12 protein-coding genes are annotated in these 12,834 nt (G+C 63.4%); 10 read left to right on the top strand and 2 right to left on the bottom strand.

The window, feature by feature from the left end; all coding sequences use genetic code 11:
- Positions 1-115 precede the first annotated feature (115 nt).
- Together N7333_RS05560 and lpxH are read left to right on the top strand one after the other, a co-directional pair.
- On the top strand, positions 116-613 hold the full coding sequence (locus N7333_RS05560; protein WP_003240971.1) for a peptidylprolyl isomerase: 498 nt from the start codon (positions 116-118) through the stop codon (positions 611-613).
- 4 nt (positions 614-617) lie between these two features.
- A complete protein-coding gene (gene lpxH, locus N7333_RS05555) occupies positions 618-1,346 on the top strand; it encodes a UDP-2,3-diacylglucosamine diphosphatase (protein WP_129483404.1) in 729 nt (242 codons plus the stop codon).
- A gap of 128 nt (positions 1,347-1,474) precedes the next feature.
- On the opposite strand, the gene N7333_RS05550 is transcribed toward lpxH, so the two are convergent.
- The gene (locus tag N7333_RS05550; protein ID WP_003240976.1) at positions 1,475-2,128 is read right to left on the bottom strand and encodes a tRNA-(ms[2]io[6]A)-hydroxylase; all 654 of its coding nucleotides are present in this window, start codon (positions 2,126-2,128) and stop codon (positions 1,475-1,477) included.
- 157 nt (positions 2,129-2,285) lie between these two features.
- Between N7333_RS05550 and N7333_RS05545 the strand changes: the two genes are divergently transcribed.
- Complete coding sequence (locus N7333_RS05545) at positions 2,286-3,149, top strand: universal stress protein (RefSeq protein WP_012018837.1); 864 nt, start codon at positions 2,286-2,288, stop codon at positions 3,147-3,149.
- Between the two features lie 58 nt (positions 3,150-3,207).
- Here the strand turns inward: N7333_RS05545 and N7333_RS05540 are convergent, their stop codons facing one another.
- Positions 3,208-3,684: a DUF1289 domain-containing protein gene (locus N7333_RS05540; protein ID WP_003240981.1), complete on the bottom strand. Its 477-nt coding sequence runs from the start codon at positions 3,682-3,684 to the stop codon at positions 3,208-3,210.
- 403 nt (positions 3,685-4,087) lie between these two features.
- On the opposite strand from N7333_RS05540, the gene acnB reads away from it, so the two are divergent.
- From acnB to N7333_RS05505, 7 genes are all read left to right on the top strand, one after another.
- A complete protein-coding gene (gene acnB, locus N7333_RS05535; RefSeq protein WP_129483443.1) occupies positions 4,088-6,688 on the top strand; it encodes a bifunctional aconitate hydratase 2/2-methylisocitrate dehydratase in 2,601 nt (866 codons plus the stop codon).
- Between the two features lie 144 nt (positions 6,689-6,832).
- A complete protein-coding gene (locus N7333_RS05530) occupies positions 6,833-7,042 on the top strand; it encodes a YgdI/YgdR family lipoprotein (RefSeq protein WP_003240985.1) in 210 nt (69 codons plus the stop codon).
- A gap of 225 nt (positions 7,043-7,267) precedes the next feature.
- Entirely contained in the window at positions 7,268-8,479 is a 1,212-nt protein-coding gene (locus N7333_RS05525) for a CmpA/NrtA family ABC transporter substrate-binding protein (RefSeq protein WP_129483403.1), read from the top strand.
- A gap of 19 nt (positions 8,480-8,498) precedes the next feature.
- Positions 8,499-9,077, top strand: coding sequence for an ANTAR domain-containing response regulator (locus N7333_RS05520; RefSeq protein ID WP_003240990.1), 579 nt, complete (start codon positions 8,499-8,501; stop codon positions 9,075-9,077).
- 238 nt (positions 9,078-9,315) lie between these two features.
- The gene (locus N7333_RS05515; RefSeq protein ID WP_003240992.1) at positions 9,316-10,428 is read left to right on the top strand and encodes a polysaccharide lyase family 7 protein; all 1,113 of its coding nucleotides are present in this window, start codon (positions 9,316-9,318) and stop codon (positions 10,426-10,428) included.
- Positions 10,429-10,581: 153 nt separating this feature from the next.
- A complete protein-coding gene (gene alaC, locus N7333_RS05510; protein ID WP_003240994.1) occupies positions 10,582-11,811 on the top strand; it encodes an alanine transaminase in 1,230 nt (409 codons plus the stop codon).
- Positions 11,812-11,972: 161 nt separating this feature from the next.
- Entirely contained in the window at positions 11,973-12,695 is a 723-nt protein-coding gene (locus tag N7333_RS05505; protein ID WP_129483401.1) for a 1-acylglycerol-3-phosphate O-acyltransferase, read from the top strand.
- The last annotated feature ends 139 nt before the right edge of the window (positions 12,696-12,834 follow it).

The following is a 12,834-nucleotide window of genomic DNA, read 5'->3' as shown; positions in this document are numbered from 1 at the left end:
GGCAAAGTCCGTATCATAACCAACCTGTCAAGCCCCTGACAGGGTGCACGCCACCCTGGCATGCGCTGTTTCCCCAGAGCCAATGGCTCGAACCTGCCTCATCACGGATACGATCATGATCAAACTGCACACCAATCACGGCGTCATCACCCTGAATCTGTTCGCCGACAAGGCCCCGGAAACCGTGGCCAACTTCGAGCAATACGTGAAGGACGGCCATTACGACGGCACCATCTTCCACCGCGTGATCGGCAACTTCATGATCCAGGGCGGCGGTTTCGAGCCGGGCATGAAGCAGAAGCCGACCCGCGCACCGATCAAGAACGAAGCCAACAACGGCGTCGCCAACAAGGTCGGCACCATCGCCATGGCCCGCACCATGGAGCCGCATTCGGCCAGCGCGCAGTTCTTCATCAACGTCGCCGACAACAGCTTCCTCAACCACAGCGCACCGACCGTTCAGGGCTGGGGCTACGCCGTATTCGGTGAAGTGGTCGAAGGCATGGACGTGGTCGAGAAGATCAAGGGCGTGGCCACCACCATGAAGGCCGGCCACCAGGACGTGCCGGTGGATGACGTGATCATCGAGAAGGCCGAAATCGTAGCCGAGTAAGTCGATGATCCTGCTGATCTCCGATCTGCACCTCGAAGAGAAACGCCCGGACATCACCCGGGCGTTTCTGCATTTTCTCGCCACCCGCGCGCGCCAGGCCGAGTCGCTGTACATCCTCGGCGACTTCTTCGAAGTCTGGATCGGCGACGACGGCATGACGCCCTTCCAGCATGAAATCGCCGGCGCGCTGCGCGAGCTGAGCGACAGCGGTACGCGCATCTACCTGATGCACGGCAATCGCGACTTTCTTATCGGCAAGCGCTTCTGCCGCGAGGCGGGCTGCACTTTGCTGAGCGATCCGCACAGGGTGCAGATGAATGGCGAGCCCGTGCTGCTGATGCACGGCGACAGCCTGTGCACCCTGGACGTCGGTTACATGAAACTGCGCCGCTGGCTGCGCAACCCGCTGTCGCTGTTGATCCTGCGCAACCTGCCGCTCGCCACCCGGCAGAAGCTGGCGCGCAAGCTACGCAACGAAAGCCGCGCACAGACGCGGATGAAGACCAGCGAAATCGTCGATGTCACGCCCGTGGAAGTGGTCAGGGTGATGGGCGAGTACGGTGTGCGTACGCTGATCCATGGGCATACCCATCGGCCGGCGGTGCATGATCTGGAAGTCAACGGACAACCGGCACGGCGCATCGTGCTGGGGGACTGGGATCGCCAGGGCTGGGCGCTGCAGGTCGATGAAGAGGGGTTCAACCAGGCGCCGTTCGAGCTGACGCCAGCCTGACTGCAGCCTGGATGAAATCCGGGGAGCAACTCCGAGGACCGCCCCGGATTTCATCCGGGCTACGACCGAAGGGCTCTGCTCCCCCTCTCCCGCCCTTCGGATCACCAGATGGCCGCTTCGCGGCTGTTTTATGCGGGCACGCCGCTGTGGAAACGGAACTGCTCGTCCGGCGAAGTGATCAGCTCCTGCTCCACCGCGCGCACCACTTCGATACGCGCATCCACGTCCGCCGCGTCACCATACAGATAGGCGAGTTTGAGATAGCCGCGGTAGTGGCGCCCTTCGCTTTCCAGCAGGCCGGCGTAGAACTTGGCCAGCTCGGCATCCAGACGCGGCACCAGGGCGGCGAAACGCTCGCACGAACGCGCCTCGATAAAGGCGCCCACCACCAGCACATCCACCAGCCGCTCCACTTCGCCACCACGCAGCAATGCGCGCAGGCCGGCCGCGTAGCGCGACGCCGAAACATGGCGAACCTCGATGCCACGCGCGCGGATGATCTTGCTCACCTGCTCGAAATGCACCAGCTCCTCACGGGCCAGACGTGACATTCTCGCGGTCAATTCGGTCTTGGTCAGGTAGCGCCCCATCAGGCTCAGGGCCGTCTGCGCTGCCTTGTATTCCAGGTTGCGGTGGTCGAGCAGGAGGATTTCCTGCTGGCGCAAGGCCTCGTCCAGCCAGGCATCCGGCGTGGCGACGCCTCCCAGAAAGCCGAGGATCTCCTGCAGGATCGATACCGATTCCTCACCGTTACTCGGAACATGCTGGGCATTTGACATCATATTTGAAGCGCTCTCGGTGCTGGCGAGGTTGAAAATGGCGGGCCATTATACGAGTGGCAGGCCGGACGACCAGCACGCCGTTGATGCAGGTCAACATGCCGCTGGCAACGACGCACCTATAGTTGGATAAGCGCTATTCATTCTCAGGGAGACGACCATGCAAGCGATCCGTAGCATTCTGGTGGTGATGGACCCCCAGCACCCGGAAGGCCTCGCACTGAAGCGGGCAAAACTGATAGCTGGAGTCACCCAGTCGCGCCTGCATCTGCTGGTTAGCGACAAGAAAGGCGACCACGGCGCCTGGCTCAACGACCTCAGCAGCAGCCTCGGCGAAGAAGGCTATGCCGTCTCCACGCAGCAGGCCTGGCACGACAACCTGCATCAGACCATCATCGCCGTGCAGCAGGCCGAGGGCTGCGGCCTGGTGATCAAGCAACACCTGCCGGACAACCCGTTGAAGAAGGCCATTCTCACCCCCGAGGACTGGAAGCTGCTGCGCTACTGCCCGGGCCCGGTGCTGATGGTCAAGACCGACCGCCCATGGACCGGCGGCACCATTCTTGCCGCCGTGGACGTCGGCAATGCCGATGACGAACACCGCACCCTGCACGCCGGCATCATCAGCCACGGCTACGATATCGCCGGCCTGGCCAAGGGCACGCTGCACGTGATCACCGCCCATCCGACGCCGATGCTGTCGGCGGCCGACCCCACCTTCCAGCTCAAGGAAACCATCGAGGCGCGCTACCGCGAACAATGCCGCAGCTTCCAGGCCGAATACGACATCCACGACGACCGTCTGCATGTGATCGAGGGCCCCGCCGACGTGGTGATACCGCATATGGCGCACCAGCTCAGCGCCGTGGTCACCGTCATTGGCACCGTGGCGCGCACCGGTCTCTCCGGTGCACTGATCGGCAACACCGCCGAAGTCATACTCGATGCCCTGGAAAGCGATGTGCTGGTGCTCAAGCCGGACGAAGTGATCGCCCACCTCGAGGAACTGGTGGCACAGCGCTGAAGCGATGAACGAAACGAAAAATGCCGCTCTGAATCGAGCGGCATTTTTGTTTCAGGGGCTAAACCCTCAGCTCCAGCCCTTCGCGCAGAAACTTCGGCGCGATGTAGCGCTCGTAGTGCGCCTCGGAGAGCAGGAAGAATTCCCTGTCGATGGCATCGCGCAGCTCGGGCAGCGCCCAGTTGCGAAACTCCGGCAGCAGCACCATGCCATAGGCTTCCAGCTGGTTGATCACCCGCGCGCCCCGCGCGATCAGCTGATAGGCCCAGCAGTAGGGCGATTGTTGCGGTACGAAGCGGATCTGCCGCTGCTCGAGCTGAGTGCGCAGACGCTGCTCGTCGAACACCTCCAGCTTGGCCGTCATCACCTGTACCAGCAGCACTTCCAGACGCGTCCAGACGGCGCGCTTCTCCTCGTCGTTGTAGCTGTTCCAGTTGATCACCTCATGGTGGAAGCGCTTGCAACCGCGGCACACGACATCGCCGTAAACGGTCGAACACAGCCCCACGCAGGGCGTCTTGATGCGCTGATTGGACATGGCGAAACAACATAAACAGCAAAACGGCCTGGCATCTTAGCCCTTTGTCTAACGCAGATCACCCCTGTCGACACGGGGACATCGGCTTAACTTTGTTCGCGCTTTCCATTAGAATCGGCCCGCCTTTTACGGCGCCAATGTCCGTTGGAAGCTGTTTTCAAAGCGTCACGAGCACAGTCGATCCTGCAGGTACGATGGCGGCGCAGCCACTCGGAGTCCCCCCGAGCGTCTGCGTCGGCCCTCATCAGAACCGTCCTGCCGGCGTAAAACTTTGAAAGCAGCTTCTACAAGAGACTCGTGAAACCTCGGCTGATTGGCTCATAAAGTCGAAAAGCGCCTGGTTCATGGGTTTCTGGATCGCGTCCCGGACAACCCTTTGGGACCACTGATGAGGGTAATAACTGTGCTTGAAGCCTATCGCAAACACGTAGCAGAGCGTGCCGCTCAGGGTATCGTGCCCCAGCCGCTGAACGCCGAACAAACCGCAGGCCTGGTCGAGCTGCTGAAAAACCCGCCGGCTGGCGAAGAAGAATTCCTCGTAGACCTGATCACCAACCGTGTACCGCCGGGCGTGGACGAAGCTGCCTACGTCAAGGCCGGTTTCCTCTCTGCCATCGCCAAGGGCGAAGCCACTTCCTCGCTGATCAGCAAGCAACGCGCCGTCGAGCTGCTGGGCACCATGCAGGGCGGCTACAACATCGCCACCCTGGTCGAACTGCTGGACGACGCCACCCTGGGCGCCGTTGCCGCCGAGCAACTCAAGCACACCCTGCTGATGTTCGACGCCTTCCACGACGTCGCCGAGAAAGCCAAGGCTGGCAATGCCAATGCCAAGGCCGTGCTGCAGTCCTGGGCCGATGGCGAGTGGTTCACCAACAAGCCGGCCATCGCCGAGAAGTACAGCCTGGCCGTGTTCAAGGTGCCTGGCGAAACCAACACCGACGACCTGTCCCCTGCCCCGGACGCCTGGTCGCGCCCTGACATCCCGCTGCACGCCCTGGCCATGCTGAAAATGGCTCGCGACGGCATCGTGCCGGAGCAGCAAGGCGCCATCGGCCCGCTGAAGCAGATCGAAGAGATCAAGGCCAAGGGCTTCCCGGTCGCCTACGTCGGTGACGTGGTCGGTACCGGTTCTTCCCGCAAGTCCGCCACCAACTCGGTGCTGTGGTTCTTCGGCGACGACATTCCGTACGTTCCGAACAAGCGCGCTGGCGGCTTCTGCTTCGGCACCAAGATCGCCCCGATCTTCTACAACACCATGGAAGACGCCGGTGCCCTGCCGATCGAGTTCGACGTGTCGAACATCAACATGGGCGACGTGATCGACGTCTACCCGTACGCCGGCAAGGTCTGCAAGCACGGCACCGACGAAGTCATCACCACCTTCGAACTGAAGACCCCGGTGCTGCTCGACGAAGTGCGCGCTGGCGGCCGTATCCCGCTGATCGTCGGCCGCGGCCTGACCGAGAAGGCGCGCGCCGAGCTCGGCCTGGGCTCCTCCGACCTGTTCAAGAAGCCGGAGCAGCCGGCTGACAGCGGCAAGGGCTTCACCCTGGCACAGAAGATGGTCGGCAAGGCCTGCGGCGTCGAAGGCGTACGTCCGGGCACCTACTGCGAACCGAAGATGACCACCGTCGGCTCCCAGGACACCACTGGCCCGATGACCCGTGACGAGCTGAAAGACCTGGCGTGCCTGGGCTTCTCCGCCGACCTGGTGATGCAGTCCTTCTGCCACACCGCTGCTTATCCGAAGCCGATCGACGTCACCACCCACCACACCCTGCCGGATTTCATCCGCACCCGTGGCGGCGTATCCCTGCGTCCCGGCGACGGCATCATCCACAGCTGGCTGAACCGCATGCTGCTGCCGGATACCGTCGGCACCGGTGGCGACTCGCACACCCGCTTCCCGATCGGTATTTCCTTCCCGGCCGGCTCCGGCCTGGTGGCCTTCGCCGCCGCCACCGGCGTGATGCCGCTGGACATGCCGGAATCGGTGCTGGTGCGCTTCAAGGGCAAGATGCAGCCGGGTATCACCCTGCGTGACCTGGTCCACGCCATCCCCTACTACGCCATCCAGAAAGGTCTGCTGACCGTCGAGAAGAAAGGCAAGAAGAATATCTTCTCCGGCCGCATTCTCGAGATCGAAGGTCTGGACAACCTGACCGTCGAGCAGGCGTTCGAGCTGTCCGATGCCTCCGCCGAGCGTTCGGCTGCCGGTTGCACCATCAAGCTGCCGGAAGCGGCCATCGCCGAATACCTGCAGTCCAACATCACCCTGCTGCGCTGGATGATCAGCGAAGGCTACGGCGATGCCCGCACCCTGGAGCGTCGTGCCCAGGCGATGGAAGCCTGGCTGGCCAACCCGGTGCTGATGGAAGCCGACAAGGACGCCGAGTACGCCGAAGTCATCGAAATCGACCTGGCCGAGCTCAAGGAGCCCGTCCTGTGCGCCCCGAACGACCCGGACGACGCCCGTCTGCTGTCCACCGTGGCCGGCGACAAGATCGACGAAGTGTTCATCGGTTCGTGCATGACCAACATCGGCCACTTCCGCGCTGCCGGCAAGCTGCTGGACAAGGTCAAGGGCGGTATCCCGACTCGTCTGTGGCTGTCGCCGCCGACCAAGATGGACGCGCACCAGCTGACCGAAGAAGGCTACTACGGCATCTACGGCAAGGCCGGTGCACGCATGGAGATGCCGGGCTGCTCGCTGTGCATGGGTAACCAGGCACGTGTGGCTGCCAACTCCACCGTGGTCTCGACCTCCACCCGTAACTTCCCGAACCGTCTGGGCGATGGCGCCAACGTGTACCTGGCCTCCGCCGAACTGGCGGCAGTCGCTTCGATTCTCGGCAAGCTGCCGACCGTCGAGGAGTACATGGCCTACGCGAAGGATATCGACAGCATGGCTGGCGACATCTACCGCTACCTGAGCTTCGACCAGATCGCCGACTTCCGTGAAGCCGCGGCCAACGCCAAGATCCCGGTCGTTCAGGCCTGATCCCAGCGTTGCAAGAAGAGCCCCGCCTAGTGCGGGGCTTTTTTTTATGCGCGCAAAGCCCCCGGCCGCATCCGGCTTGCAGCCGTTGCGCCACCGTCTACCTTTCGAAGTGGGAGCCCCCCGACAACCATTCAGGAGCACGTCATGAAGCCATGGATCATCGCCGCCCTGTGCCTGTTCGGCCTGGCCGGTTGCAGCAGCGAGTACATCATCACCACCACCGACGGCCAGATGCTGACCAGTGACGGCAAGCCACGCCTGGACAAGGACACCGGCATGCTCGAATTCACCGACAGCGAAGGTCGCAAGCAGCAGATTCCGCAAAGCAACGTGAAACAGATGCTGGAACGCTGAACACCTCAGCCAACCGCGTACCGTTCTGAGCACTGGCATATGCCTTGCTTTCTCTCCAGGCAGTGAGCCTCTCCGGCGGCGGATAAGGCCCGAACGACAACGGCGTCGTATTCGAACTCGGCCTCTAAAGCCGTGATCGGTACGACGCCTTTTTTGTGCGCCTTCCGCCGCCAGGCGGACGCCAGCCGGCGGCTCGACACCCATTGCGTGGATGAAGGAAGCGACATGAGCGAACAGCATATCCCTCGCGGCGACGCCCTGGCCTGGGTCGGCGGCAGCGATGCACCGGAAAAGAGCGCGCTGAACATCGGCTTCATGGCCCTGAGCGACTCCGCCTCGGTGATAGTGGCCGCCACCCAGGGCTTCGCCGAGAAGTACGGCCTGAGCCTCAAACTGCAGCGCCAGGCCTCCTGGGCCGGCCTGCGCGACCGCCTGCTCAGCGGCGAGCTGGACGCCGCCCACAGCCTGTACGGCTTGATCTACGGCGTGCAGCTCGGCCTCGGTGGCGCCGCGGCAACCGACATGGCGGTGCTCATGGGGCTGAACCAGAACGGCCAGAGCATCAACCTGTCGCACACGCTGCAAAGCGCCGGCGTGACCAGCGGCGAAGCACTGCACCAGCATGTGCACCAAAATGAAGCGCGACTGACCTTCGCGCAGACCTTCCCCACTGGCACCCATGCCATGTGGCTTTACTACTGGCTGGCCAGCCAGGGCATCCACCCGCTGCGCGATGTGGACAGCGTGGTGGTGCCACCGCCGCAGATGATCGAACACCTGGTGGCCAAGCGCATCGACGGTTTCTGCGTTGGCGAACCCTGGACCGCCAAGGCCGTCGATGAGCAGCTTGGCTGCACCGTCACCACCATCCAGGCGATCTGGCCGGATCATCCGGAAAAGGTGCTGGGCTGCAGGCGCGCGTTTGCCGAGCAGAATCCCAATACCGCTCGCGCACTGATCATGGCGGTGCTCGATGCCGCGCGCTTCATCGATCAGAGCGAGGAGAACAAGCGCAGCACCGCCCAGTTGCTCAGCGGCAGCGATTACGTCGACGCACCGGCCTCGGTCATCACTCCGCGCTTTCTCGGCCAGTATCAGGATGGCCTGGGGCATGCCTGGCAGGATGCCCACCCGCTGCGCTTTCACGGCGAGGGCGCCGTGAACATGCCCTACCTGTCCGACGCCATGTGGTTCATGACCCAGTTTCGGCGCTGGGGCCTGCTGCGCAGCGACCCCGACTACCTGGGCGTGGCTCGCCAGGTGCAGCAACTGAATCTCTACCGACAGGCCGCCGAGGCGCTCAAGATCCCCGTCCCCGCGGAGATGCGCAGTTCCATGCTGCGGGACGGCAGTTGCTGGGATGGCAGCGACCCTGTCGCCTACGCCCGCAGCTTTCGCCTCCACGCCCTGGCCGACAGCCCCGCCGTCGCCCTGTAACCGCTCTGGAGAGTCACCGATGCTGCGTATCCTGCTGATCAACGACACCCCGAAGAAGGTCGGCCGCCTCAAGTCCGCCCTCATCGAAGCCGGCTTCGAGGTGATCGACGAGTCCGGGCTGACCATCGACCTGCCTGAGCGCGTGGAGGCCGTACGCCCCGACGTGATCCTGATCGACACCGAGTCGCCCGGCCGTGACGTGATGGAACAGGTGGTACTGGTCAGCCGTGACCAGCCGCGCCCGATCGTCATGTTCACCGACGAGCACGATCCCGGCGTGATGCGCCAGGCGATCCAGAGTGGTGTCAGCGCCTACATAGTCGAGGGCATCCACGCCCAGCGCCTGCAGCCGATTCTCGACGTGGCCATGGCCCGCTTCGAGAGCGATCAGGCGTTGCGCGCCCAACTGCAGGCGCGCGACGCCCAGCTGGCCGAGCGCAAGCGCGTCGAGCTGGCCAAGGGGCTGCTGATGAAAATGAAGAGCTGCAACGAAGAGGAGGCCTATACCCTGATGCGCCGGCAGGCCATGAGTCGCCAGCAGAAGCTGATCCAGGTGGCCGAACAGATCATTGCCATGCACGACATGCTGGGAGGGTGATCATGCCGGCAATTTTGATGCCATGAAGCCATCACAAAGCAACCGATCGTCTGAAAAAAGAGCAAAGGGATGAAGCGAGGCTGAACTCACCCGCGCAGCCATGGGTCATGTTTGGGGTTCAACGGGAATCAGGGAGCTATCGATCACCGGCGAACCCTATCCATGGACAGGTCCAACCTGCATCGCCGATGCAACGGACGGACCGGTCATCTAGAGCATGACTTCAGGAAAAACAACGATGAACAACGATCTTGTCGCAACGTCTAGCAAGCGTAGTTACGCCGCCGTGATTGGAGCTGCAGTAACAGGCTCTTTACTGAGTTTCGCCAGCCATGCCGAACTGCGCCCGGAGCTGGCTCCCGGCGGTAACTTCGCACTGGAAAACTGGTCGCTGACCTTGCCGGTGGACGAGGAAGGAGGCAACCAGGGCCGCGCTCAGACCCTGTATCCCGACCGGCTCAGCGGTCCGCAGGGTTACACCTCCTCCTACTTCCGCACCGACACCGACGGCGCCATGACTTTCTGGGCCCCCGCCAACGGCGCCCTTTCGGCTCGCGCCGACTATGCCCGCGCCGAACTGCGGCAGATGATCGACCCCAGCTCCAATGCGGTGAACTGGGACAGTCAGGGCCGCGCTCACCTGGACGCACGCCTGCGCGTTCTGCAGGTGCCGGTAGGCAACGGCCTGGTCGCCGTTGGCCAGATCCACGCTTACGAGGCCATGCCGCTGGTCACCCTGTACTACCAGTACGACATGGATGCCCAGACCGGTCGCCTCTTCGCCAGGGTCAAGCAGAGCCCGGAGGGCGCCGAGGAGGCCAAGCGCTACAACCTGGCCGAGGGCATCCAGCTGGGCCAGGCGTTCGTCTATCGCCTGGGCATGGCGCGCAACCGTGACGGCGTGGCCGAGGTGGCCGTTACCATCAATGGCTCGCAGGTCCTGCAGGTTCCGCTGGACCCCGCCTGGGACAGCCGCACCTTCTACTTCAAGGCAGGCGCCTTCCTCAACAGCCGCAGCGACAACAGCGAAGATGGCGCGCTGGTCAAGTTCTATCGACTGGCCACCAGCCACCCGGCTGCAAGGCTGCACATCACCCAGCTCTCCGCATTGCCGCCGGCATCGGTTGGCACCCCCTACTCCGTGCAGCTGGAATCGCGCGGCGGCGTGGGCGGCACGACCTGGCGCCTGGTCAGCGGCTTCCCGCCGGCCGGCCTGACCCTGAGCAGCGACGGCGTGCTCAGTGGCGAGCCGCAGAATGCCACGTCGATTCCCGATGACTTCACCGCGCAGATTCGCGACTCCAACGGCAACACCGTTTCCAAGAAGTTCTCCATCGTCATCAATCCCTGAGGCCAGCCTCGATTGATGGTTGGCTGAGCCCCCTGCGGGGCTCAGCCAACGCTCGACAGAATCCCCCCGCTGCGCTTATCTTCTCGCCAGGCCGCCAAATGTGGCCAACGTCGCTCGGACGGTTCCGGGCGCTTACGTATTCCTGAGGAAATCATGGCTGAGAACGCCAAGCGCCGCTTTGCGCGCATCGATCGTCTCCCCCCCTACGTCTTCAACATCACCGCCGAACTGAAGATGGCCGCGCGCCGTCGCGGCGAGGACATCATCGACTTCTCCATGGGCAACCCCGACGGTGCGACCCCGCCGCACATCGTCGAGAAGCTCGTGCAGGTCGCCCAGCGTGAAGACACCCACGGATACTCCACCTCCCGCGGCATCCCGCGCCTGCGCCGCGCCATCTCGCGCTGGTACAAGGACCGCTACGACGTGGAGATCGATCCGGAAAGCGAAGCCATCGTCACCATCGGCTCCAAGGAAGGCCTGGCGCACCTGATGCTGGCCACCCTGGACCATGGCGACACCGTGCTGGTACCCAACCCCAGCTACCCGATCCATATCTACGGCGCGGTGATCGCCGGCGCCCAGGTACGCTCCGTGCCGCTGGTGCCGGGCGTGGACTTCTTCGCCGAACTGGAACGCGCTATCCGCGAGTCGATTCCCAAGCCGAAGATGATGATCCTCGGCTTCCCGTCCAACCCCACCGCGCAGTGCGTGGAGCTGGACTTCTTCGAGCGCGTGGTGACCCTGGCCAAGCAGTACGACGTACTGGTGGTGCACGACCTGGCCTACGCCGACATCGTCTACGACGGCTGGAAGGCACCGTCGATCATGCAGGTGCCGGGCGCCAAGGACATCGCGGTGGAGTTCTTCACCCTGTCCAAGAGCTACAACATGGCCGGCTGGCGCATCGGCTTCATGGTCGGTAATCCCGAGCTGGTCAGCGCCCTGGCGCGCATCAAGAGCTACCACGACTACGGCACCTTCACCCCACTGCAGGTGGCTGCCATCGCGGCGCTGGAAGGTGATCAGCAGTGCGTGCGCGATATCGCCGAGCAGTACCGTCAGCGCCGCAACCTGCTGGTCAAGGGCCTGCACGAGATCGGCTGGATGGTGGAAAAGCCCAAGGCCTCGATGTACATCTGGGCCAAGATTCCCGAGGCCTACGCCCATCTGGGCTCGCTGGAGTTCGCCAAGAAGCTGCTGGCAGAAGCCAAGGTCTGCGTCTCGCCCGGGCTGGGTTTCGGCGACTATGGCGACGACCACGTGCGCTTCGCCCTGATCGAGAATCAGGACCGTACGCGCCAGGCGCTGCGCGGCATCAAGGCGATGTTCCGTGCCGACGGCTTGCTGCCGGGCAAGCCGGCCAAGGCCGAGAGCGAGTAACAGCATAGGGCGCCGCAAGGCGCCCTTTCTGTTGGGCGCTCGAACTAGACAAGATCTGCGACAATTCGGGACGTTAGACCGCACAACCAGTAGTTTCGGGTAATTGCCCGGCAGAGTGAACGCCCGTACACTGCGCGCCCCTCCTCTGACGGTTTCCCCCAATGCTCTTCGTTTTGCGCATGCTGCTCATGGGCGTGCATTTCGTTATCGCCGGCCTGGCCGGCCTGCTGCTCGGTCTGTGCCGCCCGTTCAACCCCGACAACAGCCGCCTCTGTGCACGCCTCTATTCGCTGCCTGCCCTGTGCCTGCTGCGCCTGAAGCTGAAGACCGATGTGCGCCCGCTGCTGGAACATCAGCGCTCCTGCGTGATCATCGCCAACCATCAGTCCAACTTCGATCTCTACGTGCTCGGCCGCGTGGTACCGGAGCGCACCGTGAGCATCGGCAAGAAGAGCCTCAAGTGGGTGCCGTTCTTCGGTCAGCTGTACTGGCTGGCCGGCAACGTGCTGATCGACCGCAGCAATGCCGTCGCTGCCAAGCGCGCGATGCTGACCACTACCGAGACCCTGCGCCATCGCGACACCTCGATCTGGGTCTTTCCCGAGGGCACGCGCAACCTCGGCCGCGGCCTGCTGCCGTTCAAGAAAGGCGCGTTTCAGATGGCGATCACCGCCGGCGTGCCGATCATCCCGGTATGCGTGAGCAACTACGCCAAGTCCATGCGCCTGAACCGCTGGCACAGCGGCCGCATTCTCATCCGTTCGCTGCCGGCGATCCCCACGGCCGGCCTGAGCCTGGACGACATGCCGGCACTGATGGAGCGCTGCCAGCAGGCCATGAGCGAGTGCATCGCCACCCTGGATCAGGAGCTGGCCAAGGCGTGAGGTTGGTAGCGGGATGTCGAGGCAGTTGGCGTCCCGCGCCAACCATCAAAACTGTCGATAGTTAATCTGAAGAGCATCCATTATTCAATCGAAATGACTTCAGCGACTCTGTGCCCATCGTCACTCCTGACCTGGAGCA

The organism is Pseudomonas sp. GD04158 (assembly GCF_029834875.1).
GTDB lineage: Bacteria > Pseudomonadota > Gammaproteobacteria > Pseudomonadales > Pseudomonadaceae > Aquipseudomonas > Aquipseudomonas hydrolytica.
Note: the sequence above shows the minus strand (reverse complement) of the source record. Positions and strands in the feature narration are given on the sequence as shown.

What these genes read in the sequence shown, in the direction of transcription:
- N7333_RS05505 (WP_129483401.1), top strand. Translation starts at nt 11,973, where the DNA reads ATGCTCTTCGTTTTGCGCATGCTGCTCATGGGCGTGCATTTCGTTATC.
- alaC (WP_003240994.1), top strand. Translation starts at nt 10,582, where the DNA reads ATGGCTGAGAACGCCAAGCGCCGCTTTGCGCGCATCGATCGTCTCCCC.
- lpxH (WP_129483404.1), top strand. Translation starts at nt 618, where the DNA reads ATGATCCTGCTGATCTCCGATCTGCACCTCGAAGAGAAACGCCCGGAC.
- N7333_RS05520 (WP_003240990.1), top strand. Translation starts at nt 8,499, where the DNA reads ATGCTGCGTATCCTGCTGATCAACGACACCCCGAAGAAGGTCGGCCGC.
- N7333_RS05525 (WP_129483403.1), top strand. Translation starts at nt 7,268, where the DNA reads ATGAGCGAACAGCATATCCCTCGCGGCGACGCCCTGGCCTGGGTCGGC.
- N7333_RS05560 (WP_003240971.1), top strand. Translation starts at nt 116, where the DNA reads ATGATCAAACTGCACACCAATCACGGCGTCATCACCCTGAATCTGTTC.
- N7333_RS05530 (WP_003240985.1), top strand. Translation starts at nt 6,833, where the DNA reads ATGAAGCCATGGATCATCGCCGCCCTGTGCCTGTTCGGCCTGGCCGGT.
- N7333_RS05515 (WP_003240992.1), top strand. Translation starts at nt 9,316, where the DNA reads ATGAACAACGATCTTGTCGCAACGTCTAGCAAGCGTAGTTACGCCGCC.
- N7333_RS05545 (WP_012018837.1), top strand. Translation starts at nt 2,286, where the DNA reads ATGCAAGCGATCCGTAGCATTCTGGTGGTGATGGACCCCCAGCACCCG.
- N7333_RS05540 (WP_003240981.1), bottom strand. Translation starts at nt 3,684, where the DNA reads ATGTCCAATCAGCGCATCAAGACGCCCTGCGTGGGGCTGTGTTCGACC.
- N7333_RS05550 (WP_003240976.1), bottom strand. Translation starts at nt 2,128, where the DNA reads ATGATGTCAAATGCCCAGCATGTTCCGAGTAACGGTGAGGAATCGGTA.